We start from the raw sequence: 20,671 nt of genomic DNA, 5'->3' as shown, positions 1-20,671 counted from the left end.
GGCGTGGCAGGGTGGCGTTGTGACCACGCAGACCCTCTGGATCGTCGTCGCGATCGTCGTGGCGGTGTTGCTGATCGCCGTCGTCGCCGGGCTGGTGATCGCCCGCCGACGGCGCATCAGCCTGCGGTCCGACGAGCAGCAGCGCGAGCTCGGGACCGGTACGGACGAGCCACCGCGCACCGGCGGCAGCTACCAGGCCGGGGGCGGGTTCGCGTTCTCCTCCGGGACGGCCACCGCGCCCGAGCGCCCGCGCGCCCCCGGCGACGACGCCCCGACCGCCGCCACACCGGCCCCCGCCACCCCCGCCGCGCCGGCGCCGCCCGCCGAGGCCGCCGACGCGCCGACCGCCGACGAGGTCCGGACCCCGCCCGGCGGCACACCCGTCGTCGACGGGGCGACCGAGGCCCGCACCCCGCCCGGGGGCATCCCGGTCAGCACCGCCCCGCCGGTCCCGTCGACCGCGCCGCCCAGCAGCCCGACCGTCCCCACCGAGCAGACCGGGACCGTCACCGGCACCCCGGACGCCCGCGTCATCGACACGGCCGAGGCCAGCAAGGACCCGGCCACCCGCCAGCTCCGCCGCCCCGAGGGCCCCTCCGGGGACGCCGGGACCGTGGCGACGCCCGACGGCGGCACCACCGAGCAGATCCCGGCCCCGCCCGCCGCACCCGCCGCGAGTGCCCCGACCGAGCCGGTCGCACGCCCGGAGCTCGCACCGAGCGCCCCGACCGAGCCGGTCGCGCGTCCGGCGACGGTGGACCCGCAGGCGCCGGTCGCCCCGGGCGCGCCCACCGAGGAGATCGCCCCGGCCGAGGGCCGGATCGGCCGGTTGCGCGGGCGGCTGTCGCGCTCGCGCTCCGGGCTCGGCCAGAGCCTGCTGGGCCTGCTCGGCGCCGGCGACCTCGACGAGGAGTCCTGGGAGGACGTCGAGGCCACCCTGCTGCAGGCCGACCTCGGCCCCGAGACGACCGCCGAGATCGTCGAGAAGCTGCGCGAGCAGATCGCGACCCGCGGCGTCCGCACCGCCGAGCAGGCCCGCGCCGCACTGCGCGACGTGCTCGTCGAGGCCCTCGGCACCGGCCAGGACCGCTCGGTGCACGCGCTGCCGCACGACGGGCGGCCCGCGGTGCTGCTGGTCGTCGGCGTCAACGGCACCGGCAAGACCACCACCACCGGCAAGCTCGCGCGGGTGCTGGTCGCGGGCGGGCACCGGGTGACCCTCGGCGCGGCCGACACCTTCCGGGCCGCCGCCGCCGAGCAGCTCGTCACCTGGGGCGAGCGCTCCGGTGCGGGTGTCGTCCGCGGGCCCGAGGGCGCCGACCCGGCCTCGGTCGCCTTCGACGCCGTCAAGCGCGGCACCGACGACGGGGTCGACGCCGTCCTGCTCGACACCGCGGGCCGGCTGCACACCAAGACCGGCCTGATGGACGAGCTGGGCAAGGTCAAGCGCGTCGTCGAGAAGCAGGCCCGGGTCGACGAGGTCCTGCTCGTCCTCGACGCCACCACCGGCCAGAACGGGCTGACCCAGGCGCGGGTGTTCGGTGAGGTCGTGGACGTCACCGGGGTGGTGCTCACCAAGCTCGACGGCACCGCCAAGGGCGGCATCGTGTTCCGCGTGCAGCGCGAGCTGGGGGTGCCGGTCAAGCTCGTCGGGCTCGGTGAGGGCCCCGACGACCTGGCCCCGTTCGAGCCCACCGCGTTCGTCGAGGCACTGCTCGACTGAGGTCACGGTGCGGGCCGTCGCGGACGGCCCGCACCGTGCGCCACGTCACGAACCGGACCATTCGGATGACCTTCGGTCCTCCGGATCCGGTTGGGTAACCCAACCGTCATCCGGCGCGGCCGCCTGTTAACCGTTACGAAACGGACAGGCGCCGAATGCGAAACACGCGATCACCATTCTTCCTCCCCAGTCAGCCAGATGGACGGACATGGGAGGAACAGTGCCTGCAGAGGCCCTCAACGGCGGAGACACCGCCTGGATCCTGGCGAGCGCCGCGCTCGTACTGCTCATGACACCGGGGGTCGCGCTGTTCTACGGCGGCCAGGCCCGGTCCAAGAGCGTGCTGAACATGATGATGATGTGCTTCAGCTCGCTGGGCCTCGTCGGAGTCCTCTGGATCCTGTTCGGCTACTCGATGACCTTCGGCCCGGACCTCGGCGGCGGCCTGCTGGGCGACCCGTTCGCCTACTTCGGCCTCACCGCGATCCTGGCGAACGACCAGGCCGCCGAGACGCTGCCGCAGCTGGCCTTCGTCAGCTTCCAGGCGATGTTCGCGATCCTGACGGTCGCGCTGATCGCCGGTGCCGCCGCCGACCGCATGAAGTTCGGCGCGTGGATGCTCTTCTCCGGCCTGTGGGCCGTCCTGGTCTACTTCCCGATCGCGCACTGGGTCTTCGACCTGGAGCAGGGCTGGATCGCCACCTCGCTGGGCGCGCTCGACTTCGCCGGTGGTACCGCCGTCCACATCAACGCCGGTATGGCCGCCCTGGTCCTCTGCATCATCCTGGGCAAGCGCCGCGGCTGGCCGCGTGAGGCCATGCGCCCGCACAACCTCACCATGGTCATGCTCGGCGCCGGTCTGCTCTGGTTCGGCTGGTTCGGCTTCAACGCCGGGTCGTCCGGTGCCGCCGACTGGGCCGCCGCCTACGCCTTCACCAACACCATCGCCGCCACGGCCGCCGCCATCCTCGGCTGGCTGCTGATCGAGAAGATCCGCTACGGCAAGGCCACCTCGCTCGGCGCCGCCTCCGGCATCGTCGCGGGTCTGGTCGCGATCACCCCGGCCTGCGCCTCGGTCTCCCCGCTGGGCGCGCTCGCCATCGGTGTCCTCGCCGGTGCACTGTCGGCCTACGCGGTCGGCTGGAAGTACAAGCTCGGCTACGACGACTCGTTCGACGTCGTCGGCGTCCACCTCGTCGCCGGCCTCTGGGGCACCCTGGCCATCGGGTTCTTCGCCACCGACATCGCCCCCGACGAGACCAACGGTCTGTTCTACGGCGGCGGCGTCGACCAGCTCTGGCGCCAGGCCGTGGCCGCGCTCGCCACGCTGGTCTACTGCGGCATCGTGACCGCGATCATCGCCTTCATCGTCAAGGCCACCCTGGGCCTGCGCGTCGAGGACGAGGCCGAGCAGGCCGGCATCGACGAGGCGGAGCACGCCGAGACCGGCTACGAGTTCTCCGGCCTGCGCGGCGGCAGCGGTCTCGGCTCCTCGCCGAAGCCGGCCACCGAGGCGAAGGCCACCCCCGTCGCGAAGCAGGAGGTCTGACCCGTGAAGCTCGTGACCGCCATCGTCAAGCCGTTCGTCCTGGAGGACGTCAAGGGCGCCCTGGAGCAGATCGGCGTGCTCGGTCTGACCATCAGCGAGGTCCAGGGCTACGGCCGCCAGAAGGGCCACACCGAGGTCTACCGGGGCGCGGAGTACTCGGTCGACTTCGTGCCGAAGGTCCGCGTCGAGGTCGTGGTCGACGACGCGCTGCAGGACAAGGTCGTCGACGCGGTCGTCGAGGCCGCCCGCACCGGCAAGATCGGTGACGGGAAGGTCTGGGTGACCCCGGTCGAGACCGTGGTCCGCGTCCGTACCGGAGAACGCGGCGCCGACGCCATCTGACCGACGGTCCCTCGCGACGGCCCGTCGTGCTCCCTTCCCGGAGTGCGGCGGGCCGTCCGCCGTCCGGACTGGAATCGGACATCACGGCATGCATGCGGTCGACTACTCGAACGAACAGGAAGCGGGTGGCGCGGGGCGATGACGGTCCTCGGGTCGGGCGAAGCGGCGGACCTGGTCAAGGCGAAATCGGTCCTCCTGGAATCCAACGGCCGGCACCACCACGGCCCGGAGGCGTTGCGGGCCGCGCTGGTCGACCTGCACGACTTCTGGCTCTCCTCCCGGTGCGCGGCACTCGGGGTCGGCGGTGAGGGCAGCGGGACGGCGCTGGCGGCCGTCGGTGCGCTCGGCCGGCGCGAGCTGTGCCCCTGGTCCGACCTCGACCTCGTGCTCCTGCACGACGGCCGGACCGACGTCGACGCGCTCGCGGAGAAGCTCTGGTACCCGCTCTGGGACGCCGGGATCGGGCTCGACCACTCGGTGCGCACCCCCGGACAGGCCGTGCAGATCGCGGCGACCGACCTGCGGGCGGCCCTCGGGCTGCTGGAGCTGCGGCACGTCGCCGGGGACGCGACGCTCACCGCGAAGGTCCGCGACGCCGTCCGCGCGGCCTGGCGGGCCGGGATGCGCAGCCGCTTCGACGAGATCGTCGACACCACCACCGACCGCTGGCGGCGCAACGGCGACGTCGCCCACCGCATCGAGCCGGACCTGAAGAACGGCCACGGCGGCCTGCGGGACGTGCAGCTGCTCGACGCCCTGGCCACCGCCCAGCTCGTCGACCGGCCGGGGCCCGACGTCGTCGCCGCCCGTGCGCTGCTGCTGGACGTGCGCACCGAGCTGCACCGGCTCTCCGGCCGGGCCCGCGACGTCCTGCGCGCCCAGGAGGCCGACGACATCGCCACGATCCTCGACGTCGGGGACCGTTTCGACCTGGCCCGCGCCCTGTCGGGTGCGGCCCGCGCGGTCGCCTTCGCGGCCGAGGTCGGGCTGCGCCAGGCCCGCAACGCGCTGCCCCGCCGGGGGCTCGCCGCGCTCCGCCGCCCGCCGGTGCGCAGGCCGCTGGACTCCGGCGTCGTCGAGCACGCGGGGGAGGTCGGGCTCGCCCGCGACGCGTCCGCGGCGAAGGACCCGGCCCTGGTGCTGCGGGTCGCCGCCACCGCCGCCCGCACCGGGCTGCCGATCTCCGCGGGCACTCTGTCCCGGCTCGCCGACACCGCCCCGGAGCTGCGCGCACCGTGGCCGCGGACCGCGCTGGCCGAGCTGCTCGCCCTGCTCGGGACCGGCAAGGCCGCCGTCGCGGTGATCGAGTCGCTGGACCGCACCGGGCTGTGGGGGCGGCTGTTCCCCGAGTGGGGCGCCGTCCGCGACCTGCCGCCGCGGGACCGCACGCACGTCTGGACCGTCGACCGCCACCTCGTCGAGGTCTGTGCCGAGGCCGCCCGGCTCACCACCCGGGTCGCGCGCCCGGACCTGCTGCTGGTCGGCGCGCTGCTGCACGACATCGGCAAGGGCCGCGGGGGTGACCACTCGGTGGTGGGGGAGTCGCTGGTCCGCCAGATCGGCGAGCGGCTCGGGCTGCGCGAGGGCGACCTCGTGCTGCTCGCGGCGATGGTGCGTCACCACCTGCTGCTGCCGCACACCGCGACCCGTCGCGACCCGGAGGACCCGGCGACGGTGTCGCGGGTGCTCGAGACGCTGCGCGAGGCGGTCGCACCGACCGGCCGGGGCGACGCCGACGTGGCGCTGCTCCTCGAGCTGCTCGGCGCGCTGGCCGAGGCCGACTCGCTCGGCACCGGGCCCGGCGTCTGGAGCCCGTGGCGGCGCACCCTGATCCAGGGGCTGGCCGGGCGCTGCCTGTCCGCGCTCGACGGCCGTCCGTTCGTCGAGCCCGGCCCGCCGGACCCGGCCCACCGGGAGATGGTCGACGCCGTCACGGTGGCGGGGGAGCCGCAGGTCCGCTTCGCGGGCGACGGCGACGTCGCGTCGGTCACCGTCGCGCTGCCGGACGGGCGCGGGGTGCTGTCGGCCGTCGCCGGGGTGCTCGCCCTGCACTCGCTGCAGGTGCACACCGCCGACGTGAACGTGTCCGACGGGGTCGCGGTCGAGACGTTCGCGGTGACCCCGCGGTTCGGCGGCCTGCCCGACCCGGCGCTGGTCCGCTCCGACCTGGTGCGGGTGCGCGCCGGGTCGCTGGACCTGGTGCAGGCGCTGGCCCGCAAGGAACGCGACTACGCGCCGTCGACGCCGGAGGTGGAACGGACCGCCCCGCCGCGGGTGCTGTGGTTCGACGACGAGGCCACCGGCGCGGTCGTGCTGGAGCTGCGCGGCACCGACCGCATCGGGCTGCTCCACCACGTCACCGCCGCGCTCGAACGGACCGGGGTCGACCTCGTCTGGGCCCGGGTCGAGACCCTCGGCGCCTCGGTCGTCGACTCCTTCGGCATCGGCGGGTCCCCGGACCTGTCGGCCCGCAGCGAGATCGAGAAGGCGGTCCTCACGGTGGCCGCCGGGCGCGGGGAGGCCCGACCGACGACGTGACGCAGGTCGTGTCGCCTTGCAACAGCGGCGGCCCGGCGACGATCATGCTCGTCGCCGGTGCGGGCCCGCCCGGTGCGGCGTGCGACGAGGAGTGTCGACGTGGACACCGGGAACACCGCCTACCTGCTCGGCTGTGCCTCCCTGGTCATGCTCATGACCCCGGGTCTGGCGCTGTTCTACGGCGGCATGGTCCGTGCCAAGAGCGTGCTCAACATGATGATGATGAGCATCGTCTGCCTCGGCGTGATCGGGCTCGTCTGGGTCGTGTTCGGGTTCTCGCTGGCCTTCGGTGACTCGCACGGCGGGGTGATCGGCGGGTTCGAGCTGGCCGGGATCACCGACCCGAACGCGCTGGTCGGCGACGTGCCGGTGCAGGCGTTCGCGATGTTCCAGCTGATGTTCGCCGTGATCACCGGGGCACTGGTGTCCGGCGCCGTCGCCGACCGGGCCCGGTTCCGGGCGTGGACGCTGTTCGTCGCGGTCTGGGTGGTCGTGGTCTACATCCCGCTGGCGCACTGGACCTTCGCCGTCGACGGAGCGGTGTCGCAGCGTGGCGGCTGGCTGGTCAACACCGTCGGCGCCCTCGACTTCGCGGGCGGCGCCGCGGTCGAGGTGAACTCCGGCGCCTCGGCGCTCGCGCTCGCGCTGGTCCTCGGCGCCCGCCGTGGCTGGCCGCGTGAGCCGATGCGCCCGCACAACCTGCCGCTGGTGCTGCTCGGGGCGGGCCTGCTGTGGTTCGGCTGGTTCGGGTTCAACGCCGGGTCCGCGCTCGCCGCCGGGGCCACCGCGGCCAACGCCTTCGTCACCACGATGACCGCCGCGTCCGCCGCCGTCGTCGCGTGGCTGCTCCTGGAGGACCGGCTCGACGGCCGTCCGACCAGCCTGGGGGCCGCCTCGGCCGCCGTCGCCGGGCTGGTCGCGATCACCCCGGCCTGCGGCTACGTCGACACCTGGGGCGCCCTGGCGATCGGCGTGCTCGCGGGGCTGCTGTGCCAGCTCGCGATCCGGCTGAAGTACCGGTTCGGTTACGACGACTCGCTCGACGTCGTCGCGATCCACGGGATCGGCGGAGTCATCGGCATGCTGATGCTGGGTCTCGTCGCGACCGACGCGGTCAACCCGGCGGGCGCCGACGGCCTGTTCTACGGCGGCGGCCCCGCGCAGCTCGGCAGGCAGGCGCTGTCGGTGCTGGTCGCGGCGGTCTGGGCGTTCGGGATGACGGCGCTGATCGCCTGGGTGGTGTCGCGGACGATCGGCTTCCGCGCCGCCCCCGACGACGAGCACGGCGGCATCGACGAGGCCGAGCACGCCGAGACCGCGTACGAGTTCAGCACGATGCGCACGGCGGGCCGCGGGCCGGCCGGGCGGATCACCGAGGAGGGGGACCGATGAAGCTGGTGACCGCGATCGTCAAGCCGTTCGTCCTGGGCGACGTCAAGGACGCGCTCGAGGGGCTCGGGGTGCTGGGCCTGACGACCTCGGAGGTCCAGGGCTTCGGCCGCCAGAAGGGGCACACCGAGGTCTACCGGGGCGCGGAGTACTCGGTCGACTTCGTCCCGAAGGTCAAGGTCGAGGTCGTCGTCGACGACGAGCAGGCCGACCGGGTCGTGCAGGCGGTCGTCGACGCCGCGCACACCGGCCGGATCGGCGACGGTAAGGTCTGGGTCGTCCCGGTGGAGAACGTCGTCCGCGTCCGCACCGGGGAGCGCGGCACCGACGCCCTGTAGCCCTGCGGCCGACCGGGTGATCGTCACCGGCCCCGCCGCCCCGGCCCACACGGCGCCCGCCCCACCCGCACCGGGGCGTTGATCAGCGCGTTCGCGCCCCGCGGAGGGCGGGAACGTGCGTCTCGCGGCCTGGCGGACCGGGCCGGGGACGGTCCGCGGCGGGCCGGACACACCGGGTGATCGGAACGATCCGGGCGACCGGACCGTTTCACCACACATGACCACCGCCCGTGCCGTGCCGACCGGCGCCGTCCCGCCGACCCGCGACACCGAGCACCGCCCCACCGAGCACCGCCCCACCGAGCACCGCCCCACCGAGCACCGCCGCACCGATCCCGACGGCACCGGCGTGCCCGTTCGCCCCGGCCCTCCGTCCGACGACGGCCCGGCGGTGCCGCTGGTCGTCGTCCTGCCGGGACGGTCGCTGCTGCTGGTCGCGGGCCTGCCGGGGGCGGGCAAGTCCACGCTGCTTGCCGGGCTCGACGCCCCGGCGGGCACCCGGGTCCTCGACTCCGGGGCCACCCGGGCCGTGCTCGCACGGCTGCTCCCGGCCGCGACGCCGTACCCGGCCTACCGGTGGCTGACCCACCTGACCCACCGGGCGTCGGTGGTCACCGCGGCCCTCGGCCCCGCGGACACCGTCGTGGTCCACCTGCCCGCGACCGCGCCCCGGGTGCGCGCCGCGGTCCGCGCGCTGGCCCGCCTCGGCGGCCGCGCACCGCACCTGCTGTGGCTCGACACCGCCCCCGACCAGGCACTCGACGGCCAGCACGCCCGCGGACGGGTGGTCCGGTCGCGGCCGTTCGCGGCGCACGCGCGGCGCGCCCGGGACACCGCCGACGCCCTGCGGGCGGGCACCGAGACCGGCTGGTCCTCGGTCCGTCGCACCGATCGCTCCGGTGCCCGTGGGGGACTGGCGCTGGCCAAGTAGGCTGGTAAGGGTGTTCGACTCCCTCTCCGAGCGGCTCGGATCCACGCTGCGCGACCTGCGCGGCAAGGGCCGGCTCTCCGACGCCGACATCGACGCCACCGCGCGCGAGATCCGGATCGCGCTGCTGGAGGCGGACGTCGCCCTGCCGGTGGTGCGCGGGTTCATCACGCGTATCAAGGACCGGGCCAGGGGGACGGAGGTCTCCCAGGCCCTGAACCCGGCCCAGCAGGTCGTCAAGATCGTCAACGAGGAGCTCGTCGCGATCCTCGGCGGCGAGACGCGGCGGCTGCACCTGGCCAAGGAACCGCCGACGGTCATCATGCTGGCGGGTCTGCAGGGTGCCGGTAAGACGACCCTGGCCGGCAAGCTCGCGCGCTGGCTCCGGGGGCAGGGGCACACCCCGCTGCTCGTGGCCTGTGACCTGCAGCGTCCCAACGCGGTCAACCAGCTGCAGATCGTCGGTGAGCGCGCCGGCGTCCCGACCTACGCGCCGCACCCCGGGGCCACCGGCTCCGGCGAACTCCCCGAGGGCCCCGGCGACCCGGTCGGCGTCGCCCGCGACGGGATCGCGCACGCCCGCGACAAGCAGTACGACGTGGTCGTCGTCGACACCGCGGGCCGTCTCGGCGTCGACGAGGAGCTGATGCGCCAGGCGTCCGACATCCGGGACGCGGTGCAGCCCGACGAGGTCCTGTTCGTCGTCGATGCGATGATCGGTCAGGACGCCGTGGCCACGGCCGAGGCGTTCCGCGACGGCGTCGGCTTCACCGGTGTCGTGCTCACCAAGCTCGACGGCGACGCCCGCGGTGGTGCCGCGCTGAGCGTCCGCGAGGTCACCGGCCAGCCGATCCTCTTCGCCTCCAACGGCGAGAAGCTCGAGGACTTCGACGTCTTCCACCCCGACCGGATGTCCTCGCGCATCCTCGGGATGGGCGACCTGCTCACCCTCATCGAGCAGGCTGAGCAGGTCTTCGACGCCGAGCAGTCCGCGGCCGCCGCCGCGAAGATCAGCTCCGGTGAGCTGTCCCCGGAGGACTTCCTCCAGCAGATGCTGCAGCTGCGCAAGATGGGGCCGATCGGCAACATCCTGAACATGCTCCCGGGGATGAACTCCGGGCAGGCGAAGGCCGCGCTCGAGCAGGTCGACGACCGTCAGATCGACCGCCTGCAGGCGATCATCCGCGGTATGACCCCCGCCGAGCGGGAGGACCCGAAGATCATCAACGCGTCGCGCCGCCAGCGCATCGCGACCGGGTCCGGTGTGTCGGTCTCCGACGTCAACGACCTGGTCAACCGCTTCTTCGAGGCCCGCAAGATGATGAAGCAGATGGCCGGCCAGTTCGGCTTCGGCGGCGGCGGGCGCAGCGCGACCAAGAAGGTCCCGAAGAACCCGCGCAAGGCCCGGCAGGCCAAGAAGGGCCGGCGTAGCGGCAACCCCGCGAACCGTGCCGCGGCCGGGGCGCCGGACCTGTCGAACCTGCCGCCGAGCCTGCAGCAGCTCCCGCCCGGACTGGGCAACCTCGACCAGCTGCCGCCCGGGTTCGACCCGTCGAAGCTGAACTTCGGGAAGAAGAAGTAGCTAGGGTCGCCACCCATGACCGATCTTCCGGCCGCGGGGTGGCGGCTCCGCGGAACGCTGCTGGGCCCCGACGGTGCCGCGGGCGCCGACCTGTACGTCGACGGCTCCGGGCGGGTCAGCCCGGAGCCGCTGCCCGGCGCGGAGGACCTGGTCACCGACGGCTGGATCGTCCCCGGCCTGGTCGACGCGCACTGCCACGTCGGGCTCGGCCCGGACGGCCCGGTCACCGACCTGGAGGAGTGCGCGGCGCAGGCCCGCACCGACCGGGACGCGGGCACCCTGCTGCTGCGCGACTGCGGGTCCCCGGTCGACACCTCGCCGCTGCAGGCCCGCGAGGACCTGCCCGAGATCATCCGGGCCGGGCGGCACGTCGCCCGCCCGAAGCGCTACATCCCCGGGCTCGCCGCCGAGCTCGACGACCCGCGCCTGCTCGTCGACGAGGTCCGGGCCCAGGCCGCCCGCGGCGACGGCTGGGTGAAGCTCGTGGGGGACTGGATCGACCGCGCGGCGGGCCCCGACGACGCCGACCTCGCCCCGCTCTGGCCGGACGAGGTGCTCGCCGAGGCCGTCGACGCGGCGCACGGGGCCGGCGCCCGCGTCACCGCGCACGTCTTCGGCACCGAGGCGCTGCCCGGGCTGATCCGGGCCGGGATCGACTGCATCGAGCACGGCACCGGGCTCTCGGACGAGCTCATCGAGGAGATGGCCGCCCGTGGCACCGCCCTGGTGCCGACCCTGATCAACGTCGAGACCTTCCCCGGGATCGCCGAGAAGGCGACGCGCTACCCCCGCTACGCCGCCCACATGCGCGACCTGCACGCCCACGCCTGGGAGACCGTCGGGCGCGCGATCGAGGCCGGGGTCCCGGTCTACGCGGGCACCGACGCCGGCGGCGGCATCCGGCACGGCCGCATCGCCGACGAGATCGCCGAGCTGGCCCGCGCCGGGCACCCGGACCCGATCGGCGCCGCGAGCTGGGCCGCGCGGTCCTGGCTGGGCCGCCCGGCGGGTCCGCTGCCCGGTGCGCCGGCCGACCTGGTCGTGTACGACCGCGACCCGCGGGGGATCTCGGCGTGCTGCGGGCCCCGTCGGTGGTCCTGATCCGCGGACGTCGGGTATCAACGGGGGCATGAGCAGTTCGCCCGGGTCGCCGCCGGGACCGCCCGGAGCCTCCGCCGACGACCCGGCCGGCTCCACCCCGTCCGACGCCGCCGGTCCGCCGCCCGCCGGGTGGCCGCCCGCGGGGTGGCCGGGCGGGCCGGCGCAGTACGGCCCCGCCGGGCCCGGGCAGTACGGCCCCGCCGGGCCCGGGCAGTACGGCCCGGGTGGTCCGGCGACCCACGGTCCTGGCGCGCCGTACGGTCCGCCGCCGCGGCGCGGGCTGTTCGGGATCGAGCCGTCGCCGCCCCCGCCGCGACCGTTCCGCGGACTGCTCGCCTTCCTGGTCGTCGAGATCGTGTTCCTCGGCTCGTCGTTCCTGCTGGCGCTGGGCCTGGGGGAGGTCGACTCCGCGCAGGAGGTCCTGCTCGCGATCGTCGTCCCGACGATCCTGGCCGCGCTCACCTGCGTGGTCTGGACCCGGGTGTTCGGCAGCGGGCCCGTGGCCGACCTGGGCCTGCGGTTCCGCTGGGAGGACGTCGGCATCGGGCTGCTGATCGGCGTCGCCGGGCTGTTCGTGACGATCCCGGCCGCGCTGGCCTACCTCTACCTGGTCGGCCCGGACCTGACGACCTCGGTCGGCGTCGCCTTCGAGGGCATCCGCACGACGTGGCCGGTCGCGCTGGCCGTGATGGTCGGCGTCGTGGTGGTCGCCCCGGTCTGCGAGGAAATCGTCTACCGCGGCCTGCTGTGGAACGCCATCGCGCACTGGGTCGGCAACCGGTGGGTCGTGTTCGTGCTGACCACGGCGGTGTTCGCGCTGGCCCACCTGGAGTTCCTGCGCGCGCCGCTGCTGTTCGTCGTCGCCCTGCCGCTGGGGGTCGCACGGCTGCTGACCGGCCGCGTCACCGCCGGGATCGTGGCGCACGCGGTCAACAACTTCCTGCCCGGGCTGGCCCTGGCCCTCATGCTGGTCGGGGCCTTTCCCGCGGTCTGAACGACGTCTGGCAGAATGGCCGATCGGGTCCGTGGCCGGCCCTCTACCTGCCACGGCCGACACCTACGAGTGAGCGAGCCCGTAACCCCACGCGAGGCCGGCTGACTCATCGCAGCACGAATCGACATTCGCGAGGAGCACCACAGCGTGGCCGTCAAGATCAAGCTGATGCGTCTGGGCAAGATCCGTCAGCCGTACTACCGCGTCGTCGTCGCGGACTCCCGTACGCGCCGCAACGGCCGGGCCATCGAGACGATCGGCAAGTACCACCCGAAGAACGAGCCGAGCCTGATCGAGATCGACTCGGACCGTGCGCAGTACTGGCTGGGTGTCGGCGCGCAGCCGACCGAGTCGGTGCAGAACCTGCTCGAGATCACCGGCGACTGGCAGAAGTTCAAGGGTCTGCCGGGCACCGAGGGCACCCTGAAGCCGCAGGTCGAGAAGGTCGACAAGCTGGCCCGCTTCAACGAGGCGCTGGCGGCGGCGAACGAGGAGCCGACCACCGCGGCCACCACCCCGAAGAAGAAGGGTGGCGACCGCGTCGGCAAGACCGCTGACGCCGCCCCGGCCGAGGCCGCGACGAAGAGCGACGACGTCGCCGACGCGACCAAGGACGCGGCCGAGCCGGCCACCGAGTCGACCCAGTCGTGACTCTCATGGCGGACGCGCTCGAGCACCTCGTGCGCGGCATCGTCGACCACCCCGACGACGTCCGGGTGGACCTGGTCACCGGGCGTCGCGGTCGGATCCTCGAGGTCCGGGTGCACCCCGACGACCTCGGCAAGGTGATCGGCCGGGGTGGCCGGACCGCCACCGCCCTGCGCAACGTCATCGGTGGTGTGGGCGGTCGCGGCGTGCGCGTCGACGTCGTCGACACCGACCGGTGACGAGCTCCGCACCCGACGACGCCGGCCAGGTCCTGGTCGGCGTCGTCGTACGTGTGCACGGTCTGCGCGGCGAGGTCGTCGTCGAGCCCCGCACCGACGCACCGGCGGAGCGGTTCGCGCCCGGTGCCGTCCTGCAGGGCCACCGGCCCCGCGCCGCGGGCCCCGGGCCGCTCACCGTCACCGGTGCGCGCGCCCACTCGGGCCGCTGGCTCGTGCTCTTCGAGGGCGTCGCCGACCGCGACGCCGCCGAGGCCCTGCGCGGAGTCCAGCTCCGGCTGCCGACCTCCGCGCTCGCCGAGCCGGAGGACCCGGAGGAGTTCCACGTCCACCAGCTGACCGGTCTGCGGGCCGAGCTGGTCGACGGGACCGAGGCGGGCACCGTCACCGACGTCGTCCACGGCCCCGGCGGGTCACTGCTGGTCGTCCGCCGGCCGGCCGGGCACGAGGCACTCGTCCCGTTCGTCGGGGCGATCGTGCCCACCGTCGATGTGGCGGGTGGGCGCGTGGTCCTCGACCCGCCCGACGGTCTGCTCGACCCGGAGGACTGATCCCGGCCCGGCACCCTGTGGTGCCGGGCCGTTCTCGTGGTCGCAGTGTCAACCAGGGTTGACATGCTCGTAGCGTCAACCTATGTTGACAGTCATGAGTGATGCGACGGCGGTGGCCGCGGCGGCGTCCAGCACGGACCCGGCCGTGGGGCTGCGGGCGGTGGTGGCCCTGCGTGAGCTGCAGGAGTCCCTGGAGGAGCTGCAGGTCACCAGCGCCCGCAACCAGGGCTGGTCCTGGCAGCAGATCGCCGACGCACTGCGGATCAGCCGGCAGGCGGTGCACAAGAAGTACCGCAGGCTCGGCGTGTAGAGGGGAGACGCACGTGTTCGAACGGTTCACCGGCGAGGCCCGCAGGGTCGTCGTCCTGGCCCAGGAGATCGCACGGATGAGGCACGCGGGGCGGATCGGGACGGAGCACCTGCTGCTCGGGATCCTGCGCAGCCCCGGCACACCGGGGGAGGAGCTCCTCGCCGCGGCCGGGATCGACGCCCGCGCCGTCGTCGAGGAGCTCGACCGGGCGGACGGCGTGCCCGATCGCGACGCCGACGCCCTCGCCACCCTGGGCATCGACCTCGACGCCGTCCGGAGCGCGGTGGAGGCGGGCTTCGGGCCCGGCGCGCTCGACCGTCCGCGGCGCGGACGGTGGTGGGCCGGGCACATCCCGTTCGCGCGGTCCTCGAAGAAGGCCCTCGAGCTGGCGCTGCGCGAGGCGATCCGGCTCGGCGACCGGTCGATCGGGACCGAGCACGTCCTGCTCGGGCTGCTGCACCCGGACACCGCGGCCTCGCAGGTGCTCGACCGGCACGGGATGACGCTGTACGGGACCCGGCGCGCCGCCGAGCGACGGCGGCCCCGCCGGGCGGGCTGAGCCGGGCCCGCTCGTCGGCTCAGTCGTCGGCTCAGTCGTCGGCGCGGTCCGGGTCGTCCGGGTCCTCGGTCGGGTCGACCCGGGTCTCCGCCGAGCGCACCCCGTCGGTCTCCGACAGCGCGGCGGCCAGGCCGGGCAGGTCGCCCCGGCCGTCGAGACGCAGGGTCAGCGCCGCGACCCGGACGCCGTCGGCGGCCACCGAGCCGCGGTGCACGGCCACCCCCGCCACCGAGAACCCGGCCGCGGTGCAGCGCTCCAGGACCCCGCGCAGGACGCCGTAGCCGTCGTCGTAGCGGATCCGCAGCACCGGGGGTCGGCGACGGTGCCGCCGCACCACCCGCGCGACCGGCTGCAGGCCCCGGGTCACCAGGAAGTGCGCCGCCGTCGCCAGGACGGCCAGCGGGGCCAGGCCCGCACCGCACGCCGTCCCGACCGCGGCGGCCAGCCAGATCGTGGCCGCGGTGGTGAGCCCGCGCACGACGTCCTGCCGGACGAAGATCAGCCCGGCACCGATGAACCCGATCCCCGACACGATCTGGGCCGCGATCCGGGACGGGTCCAGCGCGACGTGCTCGGTCGCGAGCAGGTCGGCGAAGCCGTACTTCGAGATGACCATGAACACCGCCGCGCCGACGCCGACCAGCACGTGCGTGCGCAGACCGGCGCTCTTCGCGCCGGCCTCGCGCTCCAGGCCGATCGCCGTCGTCAGGAGCAGGGCGAGCAGCACCGGCGGCAGCAGGCTCCACTGCGCCGCCGTCGACCAGAGTGGCTCGGCCCAGGACTCCGACATCGCATGACCTCCTTCTGCACGGGGGGACGGGCGCCTGCGACGATCCGCGCCGTGCGGATCGACGTCGTCACCATCTTCCCGTCCTACCTGCAGCCGTTGCGCGAGGCACTGCTGGGGCGGGCGATCGACCGCGGGCTGCTCGAGGTCGCCGTGCACGACCTGCGGGACTGGACCCACGACGTGCACCAGGCCGTCGACGACTCCCCGTACGGCGGCGGGCCGGGCATGGTGATGCGCCCCCAGGTGTGGGGCGAGGCCCTCGACGACGTGCTGGCCACCCCCGACCCGCCCGCCCGGCTGGTCGTCCCGACCCCGGCAGGGCGGCCGTTCACCCAGGCCACCGCGCACGCCTGGGCGGCCGAGGAGCGGCTGGTCTTCGCCTGCGGCCGCTACGAGGGCATCGACGAGCGCGTGCTGCTCGACGCCCGGGCCCGCGGCACCACCGTCGACGAGGTGTCGATCGGCGACTACGTGCTCGTCGGCGGGGAGGTCGCCGTGCTCGTGATGGTCGAGGCCGTCGCCCGGCTGCTGCCCGGGGTGCTGGGCAACCCGCGCTCGGCCGCCGAGGACTCCTTCTCCGACGGGCTGCTGGAGGGCCCGTCCTACACCCGTCCCGAGGTGTGGCGGGACCTGGCCGTGCCGGACGTGCTCCGCGGCGGCAACCACGCCGCGATCGCCCGCTGGCGGCGCGACCGGGCCCTGGAACGGACCCGGGACCGGCGCCCCGACCTGCTCGACGCGCTCGGGCCGGACGCCTTGGACGCCGCCGACCGCGCCGTGCTCGCCGCCCGGCGCCCCGACGACGACGCCGACGCCCCCACCACCTGAGCGTTCCCGCCGGTGGGCGTCCGCGGCCCGGCTCCGGGGCCGGCGCGGGGGGCCGTTCCGCCGTCGCCCGGCGGGCCTCCACCGGCGACCGGCGGTGCCCGGTCCGTCCGGTACGACCGGGCCCGCGGAGCCGCTCCGGACGCCCTCGCACCACCGGGTGTCCGGAGCGATCTGCCCGTCTGGCACTATGGACGGGTTGCCAGCGCCGCGTGTGGTGCCCGGTGACGGTCACGTGTGCCCCCGGTCCCGCCGGTGGCGCCGGCCGTACCGAGCCCGCCACGTGAGGAGCGTCGTCGCCGTACGGCACGACCGCCCCGTGGCCCGGGCGCGATCCCGGATCGACCCGGGACCGGCACCGCACGACCCGCACGAACGACACACGAGGACGGACCGTCGACATGAACACCCTGGACGCACTGGACGCGGAGACCCTGCGCTCCGACATCCCGAACTTCCGGCCCGGGGACACCCTCAAGGTGCACGTGAAGGTCATCGAGGGCAACCGCACCCGTACCCAGATCTTCCAGGGCGTCGTCATCCGCCGCCACGGCTCGGGTGCCCGCGAGACCTTCACCGTCCGCAAGATCTCGTTCGGCGTCGGCGTCGAGCGCACCTTCCCGGTGCACACGCCGAACATCGAGAAGATCGAGGTCGCCACCCGCGGCGACGTCCGCCGGGCGAAGCTGTACTACCTCCGCGACCTCCGCGGCAAGGCCGCGAAGATCAAGGAGCGCCGGGAGACCACCGCGTCCTGACCGTCACCCTGTCGTGACGGACCGGTGACGTAATCTCGACGCGTGGCCTTCCCCGAGCTCCCCGACGACCGCCGGGCCCGCCCCCGGCGGTATCGCGGCAGCGATGTTCCCGAGCGCCCCGGTCGGCGGCGGGCCCCCGAGGACCCGCCGCCCGCCGGTGGTGAGCCGGACGGTGACGAGCAGCAGTGGCTGCTCGGCACCGCGCTGCAGCACGGAGTGCCGGCCCGGGACGGCTCCGCGGACGGTGAGCCCGAGGGCGCACCGCGCGGGGTCCGTACCCGGCACGCGGGCCCGGAGGACGGCGCCGACGAGGCCCGTCCCCGCGGGCGTCGCTACCGCAACGGTTTCGACGAGCTCGCCGCCGGACGTTCCGGGCGGCACGGCGTCGACGCGGGCGGCCCGCTCCCCGAGGAGCGGCCCGCCCCGGCCACCGAGGGCCCGGACACGCTGCGGGCCCGCTACGCGGCCCGGCTGAACCGGCCCGACGGCCCCGGGCCCGGCGCCGCACCGAACGGCAGGCCGTGGCCGCCGTCCGGCAGCCGTCCGGAGCAGGCCCCGGACCCCCGTCATCCGGCGCCGCCGGCCGGGCGCCCCGAGGGCACCGGACGTCACGGCGTCCGCCCGGGCCCCGACCAGCCCGCCCCCGACGGCAGGCCCGGTCGCCGGGCCTCCGGGTTCGACCCGTCCGCCGCACCGCCCCTGCGCGGCCCCGACGCGCCCCGGCGCAACGGCCGGCCCCCCGCCGCCCCCGGCTTCGGCCCCTCCGGTCCCGCGCCCGGCGCCCCCGACGGTCGCACCCCCCGCGGCCACGGTGTCGACGGCTACCCGGCGGACGGTCGTGCGCCCGAGGGCCGCGGGCCCGACGGGTACGCGACCGAGGGCTACGGCCGCCCCGACCCGCGCGGTCGTGTCTCCGGCCGTCCGCCCGTCCGCGGCCCGTCCGCCGACTACTCCGACGGCGCCCGCCCGGAGCCCCGCCCCGACGGTGGTGTCCCCGATCGCCGGCCCGTCGGCCCGCCCGTCGACGGTTCCGCACCGACGACCCGCCGTCCCGTCCCACCGGACGCCGACGGGGCCCCGACCACCCGTCGCCCGGCCCCGCCGGACCCCGACGCCGCCGCGACCACGCGTCGCCGGGTGCCTCCGGAGGCCGACCCGCGGCGCGCCCGCGCGGCCGCCGCCCCGGTCGGCGACGACGTCGACGCCGACCCCGGGACCGTCGCCGTCCCGTACCCCGGCGCCGACGCGCCGGCGCGGCCCCCGCGCCGCCGTCGCCCGGCCGCCGCCCCGGCGGAACCGGCAGAGGACCCCGACGACATCCCCGCCGACCCGCAGGACGCGACGGACGAGCCGGAGCGCGCCACCGGTGGCCGCGCCGCGCGCCGCAGCGGCCCCGTCGGCGTCGGCGGCCGGATCGCCGCCCTGACCGGGCGCGGCTCCGCCGCGGCCGCGGCGGGCGAGGAGAAGCCCAAGACGGCGTTCTGGAAGGAGATCCTGCTCCTGGCCGGGGTCGCCATCCTGCTGACGGTCCTCATCCAGACCTTCCTCGCGAAGGTCTATGTCATCCCGTCGGGCTCGATGGAGACGACGCTGCACGGCTGCACCGGCTGCAACAACGACCGCGTGCTCGTCGACAAGGTCACCTACAACTTCACCGACATCACCCCGGGCGACATCGTCGTGTTCCGCGGCACCGACGGCTGGGCCAGCGAGACCTACAGCGGCGAGGGCAGCGAGAACCCGCTGCTCAAGGGCCTGCAGTCGCTCGGCTCGCTGGTCGGCATCGCCCCGCCCGACGAGAAGGACTTCGTCAAGCGGGTGATCGCCGTCGGCGGCCAGACCGTCTCCTGCTGCGACGCGCTGAACCAGGTCGTCGTCGACGGGCAGCCGCTGGAGGAGCCCTACATCTACTACCTGCCCGAGGCGGGTCCGGCCCGGCAGATCCCGTTCGGCCCGATCACCGTCCCCGAGGGCCAGTACTGGATGATGGGCGACTCACGGAACAACTCCGCGGACTCCCGGGCGGCCGGGCACGGCCCCATCCCCGAGGCCAACATCATCGGCAAGGTCCGGCTGATCGTGCTGCCCTTCGACCGGTTCGGCTGGGTCAGCGCGGTCGACCCGCAGACCACCGCCGAGGCGGCCGGCCTCCCGGGGCTGCCCGCCGGGCTGCCGCTGGCGCTGGGCATCCTGGGGACCCTGCCGCTCGCGGCCGGCCGGCGACGCGCTCTGCTCGCCCGGGCCGAGGCCGAGCGGTTCCTGCCCGCGACGCGCCCCCCGCACGGGTGGCGCCGGAGAGCCTGACCGGGAGCACCGTGCCGGTTCCGCCCAGCCGCGCCCGTCCCACCGGACGGCCGCGCGCCCGCCGACGGCCCGTACGGGTCCTGCCCGACGGGCTGCGTCCGCCGCGTGCCGTCGTCCGCGACGGCGGCACCTGGACCCTGCAGACGGTCCTGCAGCGCCACGGGCTCGGCCCGGTCGCCGGCGTCGACGAGGCCGGTCGCGGTGCGAGTGCCGGACCGCTGGTCGTCGCCGCGGCGGTGCTGCGGCCCGCGGACGCGAAGGCCCTCGACGGGTTGACCGACTCCAAGCTGCTGACCCCGGCCGCCCGCGACCACTGGTACGACCGCATCCGCGCCCGGGCGCTGGACCACGCCGTCGTCGTGATCCCGGCGGCCGAGGTCGACCGCCGTGGGGTGCACGTGGCCAACATCGAGGGCATGCGTCGCGCGGTGGCCGCGCTGAGCGCGGTCCCGCCCGGCTACGTCCTGACCGACGGCTTCCCGGTCCGCGGCTTCGGCCGCCCCGCCCTCGCCGTGCCGAAGGGGGACCGGGTGGCGGCCTGCATCGCGGCGGCGTCGGTGCTGGCCAAGGTCACCCGGGATCGCATCATGACCGCGCTCGACGCCGAGCACGACCGCTACGGCTTCGCCGTGCACAAGGGCTACAGCACCCCGGACCACGAGGCCGCGCTGCGCGCACACGGGCCCTGCCCGGAGCACCGGTTCTCCTTCGCGAACGTCGCCGCGGTGGCCGGGCGCGAGGCCCCGGCGGGGCTGGTCCACAATGGGGCGCTCCCCGAGCAGGAACCCGACCCCGGAGACCCGGAGGACACGGTCGGGGCGTGGGAGTCGTTGGAGATCGTCACAGGAGGAGCGGGCCGGTGAGCGCCGAGGATCTCGAGAAGTACGAGACCGAGATGGAGCTCACGCTCTACAAGGAGTACCGCGACATCGTCGCCCAGTTCTCCTACGTCGTGGAGACGGAGCGTCGGTTCTACCTGGCCAACTCCGTCGACGTCGCCCCGCGCAACGCCGACGGCGAGGTCTACTTCGAGGTCCGCATGTCCGACGCGTGGGTGTGGGACATGTACCGCCCGGCGCGGTTCGTCAAGAACGTGCGGGTGGTGACGTTCAAGGACGTCAACATCGAGGAGCTCGACACCCCTGACCTGCGGCTCCCCGACGACGACCAGTTCCCGGGCTGAGCGCGTAGCAGACCCCACCGACG

Annotated in this window: 20 protein-coding genes and 1 pseudogene; 20 read left to right on the top strand and 1 reads right to left on the bottom strand. The window is 75.0% G+C overall.

Annotated features, from left to right (window positions below; all coding sequences use genetic code 11):
- Nucleotides 1-19 precede the first annotated feature (19 nt).
- The 15 genes and pseudogenes from ftsY to AC0GKK_RS07825 all read left to right on the top strand — a co-directional run bounded on the left by ftsY (nt 20) and on the right by AC0GKK_RS07825 (nt 14,788).
- Entirely contained in the window at nt 20-1,723 is a 1,704-nt protein-coding gene (gene ftsY, locus AC0GKK_RS07895; RefSeq protein ID WP_489883493.1) for a signal recognition particle-docking protein FtsY, read from the top strand.
- Nucleotides 1,724-2,012: 289 nt separating this feature from the next.
- A complete protein-coding gene (locus AC0GKK_RS07890) occupies nt 2,013-3,272 on the top strand; it encodes an ammonium transporter (RefSeq protein WP_237454072.1) in 1,260 nt (419 codons plus the stop codon).
- 3 nt (nt 3,273-3,275) lie between these two features.
- Complete coding sequence (locus AC0GKK_RS07885; protein WP_062401001.1) at nt 3,276-3,614, top strand: P-II family nitrogen regulator; 339 nt, start codon at nt 3,276-3,278, stop codon at nt 3,612-3,614.
- A 138-nt stretch (nt 3,615-3,752) separates the two neighbouring features.
- Nucleotides 3,753-6,152 carry a [protein-PII] uridylyltransferase gene (locus tag AC0GKK_RS07880; RefSeq protein ID WP_405418625.1) on the top strand — a complete coding sequence of 800 codons (2,400 nt, stop codon included), beginning with the start codon at nt 3,753-3,755 and terminating at the stop codon, nt 6,150-6,152.
- A 99-nt stretch (nt 6,153-6,251) separates the two neighbouring features.
- The gene (locus AC0GKK_RS07875) at nt 6,252-7,544 is read left to right on the top strand and encodes an ammonium transporter (protein ID WP_489883492.1); all 1,293 of its coding nucleotides are present in this window, start codon (nt 6,252-6,254) and stop codon (nt 7,542-7,544) included.
- Nucleotides 7,541-7,879: a P-II family nitrogen regulator gene (locus tag AC0GKK_RS07870; protein WP_251784847.1), complete on the top strand. Its 339-nt coding sequence runs from the start codon at nt 7,541-7,543 to the stop codon at nt 7,877-7,879. The genes AC0GKK_RS07875 and AC0GKK_RS07870 overlap by 4 nt, the downstream gene beginning before the upstream one ends.
- A 217-nt stretch (nt 7,880-8,096) precedes the next feature.
- Nucleotides 8,097-8,810, top strand: coding sequence for an AAA family ATPase (locus tag AC0GKK_RS07865; RefSeq protein WP_489883491.1), 714 nt, complete (start codon nt 8,097-8,099; stop codon nt 8,808-8,810).
- Between the two features lie 10 nt (nt 8,811-8,820).
- On the top strand, nt 8,821-10,389 hold the full coding sequence (gene ffh, locus AC0GKK_RS07860) for a signal recognition particle protein (protein ID WP_489883490.1): 1,569 nt from the start codon (nt 8,821-8,823) through the stop codon (nt 10,387-10,389).
- 15 nt (nt 10,390-10,404) lie between these two features.
- Nucleotides 10,405-11,522, top strand: a pseudogene (locus tag AC0GKK_RS07855) (amidohydrolase family protein).
- Nucleotides 11,519-12,484, top strand: coding sequence for a CPBP family intramembrane glutamic endopeptidase (locus AC0GKK_RS07850; protein WP_476654140.1), 966 nt, complete (start codon nt 11,519-11,521; stop codon nt 12,482-12,484). The pseudogene AC0GKK_RS07855 and the gene AC0GKK_RS07850 overlap by 4 nt, the downstream one beginning before the upstream one ends.
- 147 nt (nt 12,485-12,631) lie before the next feature.
- Nucleotides 12,632-13,135: a 30S ribosomal protein S16 gene (rpsP, locus tag AC0GKK_RS07845; protein WP_062401012.1), complete on the top strand. Its 504-nt coding sequence runs from the start codon at nt 12,632-12,634 to the stop codon at nt 13,133-13,135.
- Nucleotides 13,136-13,140: 5 nt separating this feature from the next.
- Nucleotides 13,141-13,371 carry an RNA-binding protein gene (locus AC0GKK_RS07840; protein WP_149663515.1) on the top strand — a complete coding sequence of 77 codons (231 nt, stop codon included), beginning with the start codon at nt 13,141-13,143 and terminating at the stop codon, nt 13,369-13,371.
- Complete coding sequence (gene rimM / locus AC0GKK_RS07835) at nt 13,368-13,919, top strand: ribosome maturation factor RimM (protein WP_062401014.1); 552 nt, start codon at nt 13,368-13,370, stop codon at nt 13,917-13,919. Before AC0GKK_RS07840 ends, rimM begins: the two co-directional genes overlap by 4 nt.
- A 94-nt stretch (nt 13,920-14,013) precedes the next feature.
- Nucleotides 14,014-14,229: a helix-turn-helix domain-containing protein gene (locus AC0GKK_RS07830; protein WP_482636903.1), complete on the top strand. Its 216-nt coding sequence runs from the start codon at nt 14,014-14,016 to the stop codon at nt 14,227-14,229.
- Between the two features lie 13 nt (nt 14,230-14,242).
- Nucleotides 14,243-14,788 carry a Clp protease N-terminal domain-containing protein gene (locus tag AC0GKK_RS07825; RefSeq protein WP_405418616.1) on the top strand — a complete coding sequence of 182 codons (546 nt, stop codon included), beginning with the start codon at nt 14,243-14,245 and terminating at the stop codon, nt 14,786-14,788.
- A 31-nt stretch (nt 14,789-14,819) separates the two neighbouring features.
- Here the strand turns inward: AC0GKK_RS07825 and AC0GKK_RS07820 are convergent, their stop codons facing one another.
- Nucleotides 14,820-15,578 (bottom strand): MgtC/SapB family protein, encoded by a 759-nt coding sequence (locus tag AC0GKK_RS07820; protein WP_178376860.1) that lies wholly within the window; start codon nt 15,576-15,578, stop codon nt 14,820-14,822.
- Nucleotides 15,579-15,629: 51 nt separating this feature from the next.
- Between AC0GKK_RS07820 and trmD the strand changes: the two genes are divergently transcribed.
- The 5 genes from trmD (at nt 15,630) to AC0GKK_RS07795 (ending at nt 20,648) form a co-directional block, all read left to right on the top strand.
- Nucleotides 15,630-16,406, top strand: coding sequence for a tRNA (guanosine(37)-N1)-methyltransferase TrmD (gene trmD / locus AC0GKK_RS07815; protein ID WP_482636904.1), 777 nt, complete (start codon nt 15,630-15,632; stop codon nt 16,404-16,406).
- A gap of 398 nt (nt 16,407-16,804) precedes the next feature.
- A complete protein-coding gene (rplS, locus tag AC0GKK_RS07810) occupies nt 16,805-17,161 on the top strand; it encodes a 50S ribosomal protein L19 (RefSeq protein ID WP_060714490.1) in 357 nt (118 codons plus the stop codon).
- A gap of 42 nt (nt 17,162-17,203) precedes the next feature.
- Nucleotides 17,204-19,465: a signal peptidase I gene (gene lepB, locus AC0GKK_RS07805; RefSeq protein WP_489883489.1), complete on the top strand. Its 2,262-nt coding sequence runs from the start codon at nt 17,204-17,206 to the stop codon at nt 19,463-19,465.
- Nucleotides 19,466-19,557: 92 nt separating this feature from the next.
- A complete protein-coding gene (locus AC0GKK_RS07800; RefSeq protein ID WP_482638685.1) occupies nt 19,558-20,328 on the top strand; it encodes a ribonuclease HII in 771 nt (256 codons plus the stop codon).
- Nucleotides 20,325-20,648 carry a DUF2469 domain-containing protein gene (locus tag AC0GKK_RS07795; RefSeq protein WP_020627284.1) on the top strand — a complete coding sequence of 108 codons (324 nt, stop codon included), beginning with the start codon at nt 20,325-20,327 and terminating at the stop codon, nt 20,646-20,648. Before AC0GKK_RS07800 ends, AC0GKK_RS07795 begins: the two co-directional genes overlap by 4 nt.
- Nucleotides 20,649-20,671 lie beyond the last annotated feature (23 nt).

It is taken from the genome of Pseudonocardia sp. P-1, from assembly GCF_058111925.1.
This window is presented reverse-complemented; position numbering and strand designations above follow the sequence as displayed.

Coding starts and splice junctions, on each gene's coding strand:
- AC0GKK_RS07890 (WP_237454072.1), top strand. CDS start 2,013: ATGACACCGGGGGTCGCGCTGTTCTACGGCGGCCAGGCCCGGTCCAAG.
- AC0GKK_RS07880 (WP_405418625.1), top strand. CDS start 3,753: ATGACGGTCCTCGGGTCGGGCGAAGCGGCGGACCTGGTCAAGGCGAAA.
- AC0GKK_RS07870 (WP_251784847.1), top strand. CDS start 7,541: ATGAAGCTGGTGACCGCGATCGTCAAGCCGTTCGTCCTGGGCGACGTC.
- AC0GKK_RS07865 (WP_489883491.1), top strand. CDS start 8,097: ATGACCACCGCCCGTGCCGTGCCGACCGGCGCCGTCCCGCCGACCCGC.
- AC0GKK_RS07850 (WP_476654140.1), top strand. CDS start 11,519: ATGAGCAGTTCGCCCGGGTCGCCGCCGGGACCGCCCGGAGCCTCCGCC.
- AC0GKK_RS07840 (WP_149663515.1), top strand. CDS start 13,141: ATGGCGGACGCGCTCGAGCACCTCGTGCGCGGCATCGTCGACCACCCC.
- AC0GKK_RS07830 (WP_482636903.1), top strand. CDS start 14,014: ATGAGTGATGCGACGGCGGTGGCCGCGGCGGCGTCCAGCACGGACCCG.
- AC0GKK_RS07820 (WP_178376860.1), bottom strand. CDS start 15,578: ATGTCGGAGTCCTGGGCCGAGCCACTCTGGTCGACGGCGGCGCAGTGG.
- rplS (WP_060714490.1), top strand. CDS start 16,805: ATGAACACCCTGGACGCACTGGACGCGGAGACCCTGCGCTCCGACATC.